General features: G+C 34.9%; 6 protein-coding genes. All 6 read left to right on the forward strand.

The annotated features are described in order from the left end of the window. Positions 1-604, forward strand: a 604-nt coding sequence (locus QMD61_11435; protein MDI6725245.1) for an LUD domain-containing protein, incomplete at its 5' end; no start/stop codon positions are given. Positions 605-840: 236 nt separating this feature from the next. Continuing rightward, the gene (locus QMD61_11440; GenBank protein MDI6725246.1) at positions 841-1,554 is read left to right on the forward strand and encodes a (5-formylfuran-3-yl)methyl phosphate synthase; all 714 of its coding nucleotides are present in this window, start codon (positions 841-843) and stop codon (positions 1,552-1,554) included. 117 nt (positions 1,555-1,671) lie between these two features. Further along, the gene (gene guaB, locus QMD61_11445; protein ID MDI6725247.1) at positions 1,672-3,159 is read left to right on the forward strand and encodes an IMP dehydrogenase; all 1,488 of its coding nucleotides are present in this window, start codon (positions 1,672-1,674) and stop codon (positions 3,157-3,159) included. 94 nt (positions 3,160-3,253) lie between these two features. Continuing rightward, positions 3,254-3,847: a molybdenum cofactor guanylyltransferase gene (locus QMD61_11450; GenBank protein MDI6725248.1), complete on the forward strand. Its 594-nt coding sequence runs from the start codon at positions 3,254-3,256 to the stop codon at positions 3,845-3,847. 15 nt (positions 3,848-3,862) lie between these two features. Further along, entirely contained in the window at positions 3,863-4,354 is a 492-nt protein-coding gene (locus QMD61_11455; GenBank protein ID MDI6725249.1) for a hypothetical protein, read from the forward strand. Beyond that, on the forward strand, positions 4,355-4,828 hold the full coding sequence (locus tag QMD61_11460) for a metal-dependent hydrolase (GenBank protein ID MDI6725250.1): 474 nt from the start codon (positions 4,355-4,357) through the stop codon (positions 4,826-4,828). Positions 4,829-4,969 lie beyond the last annotated feature (141 nt).

The following is a 4,969-nucleotide window of genomic DNA, read 5'->3' on the forward strand; positions in this document are numbered from 1 at the left end:
GGGAAATATCAATTTAATATCAATGAAAGATACTCATATTGTAGTTGCAGGTATTGATAAGCTGGTAAGAACCATTGAAGAGGGAATATCTGTTGTAAAGCTTGAAACAATATTTGCAACAGGGAAAACAACCCCTGCATACATGAATGTTATTTCATCACCATCAAAAACAGCAGATATTGAACAGGTGCTTCTAAAGGATATGTACGGTGCCAAAAGAGTTATACTGATACTTCTAGATAATGGAAGGCGCGAAGCACTTGAAGAAAATGAAGAAAGTCTACTTTGTATTGGCTGCGGTAGCTGTATCGTTTCATGCCCTGTTTATAATGTAACTGGATATGAATTCGGTTATAAAGGATATTTAGGGGGTAGAGGAGTAGCATTAAGTCGTTTTATTAAAGACCTTGAAACATCTTATAACTCTGGATTATATAAATGCACTTTATGCGGTTTATGCACTTTAGAATGTCCTGTTAATATAAAAACAAACAGAATGATCGAGAGATTAAGAAAGGAATCTGTTGATAATGATATATTTCCAGGAAAACATCATGAAACCGCAGCGAGAATTAAGAAGAAGGGATCACCTTTTGAAAATTAGATTTTTGGTTAAATGTAAAATATAAATAATTGTTAATATAATTTAAACAAAAATAAGCAAATAAATTATAGTTAGAAACCTATTTATTATACTTAAAAACAGAAATATTAAACAAATTGTCATAATATTTTTAGGGTAACAATTCTGGAGTTTAATAAGTAAATAGGATGAATTAACCTATATTTTAATGCTTAGTACCATTATAACTATCTGATTAATAAATGGAGGTATATAATTTGCTTCTCTTAATAAGTCCAATAAACACTGAAGAGGCACACGAAGCCATAGCAGGCGGTGCTGATATAATCGACGTCAAAAATCCAAAGGAAGGATCACTGGGTGCAAACTTTCCATGGGTCATTAAAAGCGTGAGGGAAATGACTCCAAAAGATATGCTTGTAAGCGCAACACTGGGTGATGTACCATACAAACCAGGCACAGTATCACTTGCAGCATTGGGAGCATCAGTTTCAGGAGCAGATTACATTAAAGTAGGATTGTACGGAACAAAAAACTATGATGAAGCACTCGAAGTTATGGAAAATGTCGTTAAAACAGTTAAAGATTATAACAAGGATGCTCTTGTGGTGGCATCAGGGTATGCAGATGCACACCGTGTAGGTGCAGTAGATCCAATGGAAATACCAAGGGTTGCTGCAGATTCCGGTGCAGACCTTGCAATGGTGGACACTGCAGTTAAAGACGGTAAAACACTTTTTGACTTTATGGATGAAGAGTTAATAACCAGATTCAATGAGGAAATTCATGATTACGGGCTGAAATCAGCGCTTGCAGGATCGGTTAAAAAGGATCAGCTTTCCATTTTATACAAATTGGGCTGTGATGTAGTCGGTATCAGAGGAGCCGCATGTACAGGTGGTGACAGGAACTCGGGAAAGATTCACCGAAGTGCGGTTAGTGAATTAAAGAAAATGATTGAAAATTTTTAAGCCTAAAATACTCTTATTTTCCTCTTTTATAGAAAACTTTTAAATGTTTAAAAAACAGAAAATTTAAAAACCATATAGTTTTTTTTATAGTTACTCGAAAAAATATGGAGGTATTTGGTGTACTTTAATAAATTAAAAAATGCCCAGGAAGGTTATACATTTGATGATTTTTTAATGATACCTTCTGCATCTTCTGTAGAACCAAAAGATGTAAAAACAAAGTCAAGGGTTTCAAATAAATACGATATAAATATCCCTATCATCAGCTCAGCAATGGACACTGTAACAGAATCTGCAATGGCAATAGCGCTTGCTCAGGAAGGTGGAATAGGAGTCATACACAGAAATATGACCATAGAAGAACAGGTTGAAGAAGTTAAGAATGTAAAAACATCAAGCGACCTGACAATAAGAGATGTTATCACTATCACTCCTGATTCTTCAATTAAAGATGCAAATGATATAATGAACTATGAAGATGTTAGCGGTCTTCCAGTAGTGAAAGATGATATTGTTGTGGGAATTATAAGCAGAAGAGATATAAAACCCATTATTAATTCCGATTTTAACAAGAAAGTAGAAGAAATAATGACTGAAGATGTGCTCACCATCCCTGAATCAACATCCCCAGATGAAGCACTGGATATTGCATATGAAAACAAAGTAGAAAGGCTTCCAGTAGTTCGCAATGGGAAAATCATGGGGATAGTTACAGTCCGTGATATTCTGGAGCGTAAGAAATTTCCAAAAGCTTCCAGGGATAAAAGGGGAAAATTTCTGGTTGCTGCAGCAACAGGTCCATTTGATCTGGAACGTGCCATGGCACTTGACGATGCAGGGGCTGATATAATAGCAATAGACGTTGCACATGCACATAATTTAAACGTTGTTGATTCTGCAAAGAATATTAAAGATAATATCGACGCTGATTTAATTGTGGGTAATATAGCAACAGCTGAAGCTGCAGAAGACTTACTTGCCAAGGAAATAGACGGGCTTAAGGTGGGTATTGGTCCCGGATCAATATGTACCACAAGAATAATCGCAGGAGTGGGTGTTCCCCAATTAACAGCTGTATCACAGGTAGCTGATGTTGCAAGCCAGTATGATATTCCAGTTATTGCAGATGGTGGTTTAAGATTTTCAGGAGACATAGCAAAGGCCATAGCTGTTGGTGCTGACTGTGTAATGCTTGGAAGTTTGCTTGCAGGGACATATGAAGCTCCTGGAGATGTTGTAATAATGAATGGAAGAAAATTCAAACAATACAGGGGAATGGGTTCCCTTGGAGCAATGACCGGCGGATTCGGTGCAGGGACAGATAGATACTTCCAGGAAGTTAAAGGATCCATGAAACACTCTAAACTGGTGCCTGAAGGCGTTGAAGGAGTTGTCCCATACAAGGGACCGGTCAGCGAAGTTCTTTTCCAGTTAATTGGAGGGCTTAAATCTTCAATGGGGTACTGTGGTGCAGAAACAATTAAAGATATGAAGGAAAAATCAAGATTCATCAAGATCACAGCAAGCGGAATGGCAGAAAGCCATCCACACGACCTCACAATAACCAATGAAAGTCCCAATTACCCTACAACAAGGTTGATATAAGACCACACTTCTAAATCCATTATTTAAATTAAATTTTTTTTTAATTTCTAAAACTTTTTTTTATTTTATTTGATTACAGATCAAGTGAAACATTATGAAATCATTTATAATACTCTGCGGTGGAAGAAGCAAAAGAATGGGGAAAGATAAAGGTTCCCTTATTTTAAAGGGGAAACCAATGATATTCCATGTACTTGATACAATATCAGATATTGCAGATGAAATAATACTTGTTCTAAGAGATGAAAAACAGGTAGAAAGTTATAAAAAATTATTAAAGAATGATTATGGGAATCTGAATATAGTTACAGACAAAAATAAAGATCGGGGCCCATTAATAGGTATATTGACCGGGCTTTCGGCCATAAAGTCTGACTATGCTCAAATTTTACCATGTGATTCGCCCTTTATCTCTCAAGAATTTGTTTTAAATATGTTCAAAGCCGTAGAAACTAATAAATATGATGCAATAGTTCCGGTATGGGAAGATGGGTATGTTGAACCGCTTCATTCAATTTATAAAAAAACTGTTTCAGATACTATTTCCAAGCTCATTGAAGAAGGAAAAATGGACGTAAAATCGTTGATTAAGAATATAAATGCCAGATACGTTGATACAAAAGAACTTGACGCTACCACACAAAGTTTTCAGAATATAAATACAATTAAAGACTTTCAAAACTATTAAACCAAAAGTGATTTCATGAAGATTCAGTTCCCCTTAAAAGATTTAAAATCAATCAGTAACAGATTAATAGCTGCGTCTTTTCTTATCTTAGTTCTTTTTGCTCTTTTTATTTATTACAGTGAAAACTATGAAACACAAGCCCAGTATCCATCAACCAGAACAGTTTTATCAGACTATCCAGAAGGAAAAATGATTTCAGTAGATGGTGACGTTATAGCTGTTTATGAAGGTGGATTTTATCTGGAAGATGATTATAAAGGAGAAAGTGTAACATATAATGTTAGTTCTTCATCCAAAGTTGAAATGTATGATAAAGTATCAGTCTTAGGAAAACTGGGGCCTTCATACACTGTTAAAGTTTCAAAGATACTTGTACATAAAAAATGGAAAGAAGACTTTATTCTTTATAGATCTGGAATTGGAGGTTTATTTTTAGCAGTTATTTTCTTTATATACTGGAAATTTGATTTTAAGAATCTTGAATTTATTAGAAGGAAGGAGAAATAAATGCCTGACTGGATAACTCATATTTTAGTTGCCTGGACATCCTGCAAGGTTCTGGGATTTAAATTCAGGGAATTTGACAACGAAAACACAGTGCTGGTTATGGTTGGTTCCCTGATTCCAGATATATTCAAAATATATATTCCCCTGGACTTCTTTGGTATTTATTTACAGTATTTTATATATCCTATCCATTTACCCCTTGGGTCTCTAATAATGGCTGCTTTAATTACTCTACTTTTCAGGGATAAGAAAATGGTTTTTATATTCCTGATTTTCGGCTTTTTCACCCATTATGCTCTTGATTCTCTTCTTACCTATGTAAGTGGTGGGATGGAACTGCTTTTCCCCTTCAGCTGGGCAGAGTGGCAGCTGAAAATTATACCGGTTGATGATTACAATTTAATGATCTTAGTAGGGATTATTGCCTTTTCTGTATATGCTGTTTCAAAAATATCTAAAAGATGTTCACAGTAGATACTTTTTCAATAAAAAGAATAATATAGTCTTAAGGATATTACTGGAAATAACTAATTGATGATACTCCAAGTGTTAACATTATATTTGAGCATATATAGAAGATAGGATGGCAATAACCATATAACCCTTTTTTTTAAC

This window comes from Methanobacterium sp., assembly GCA_030017655.1.
GTDB lineage: Archaea > Methanobacteriota > Methanobacteria > Methanobacteriales > Methanobacteriaceae > Methanobacterium_D.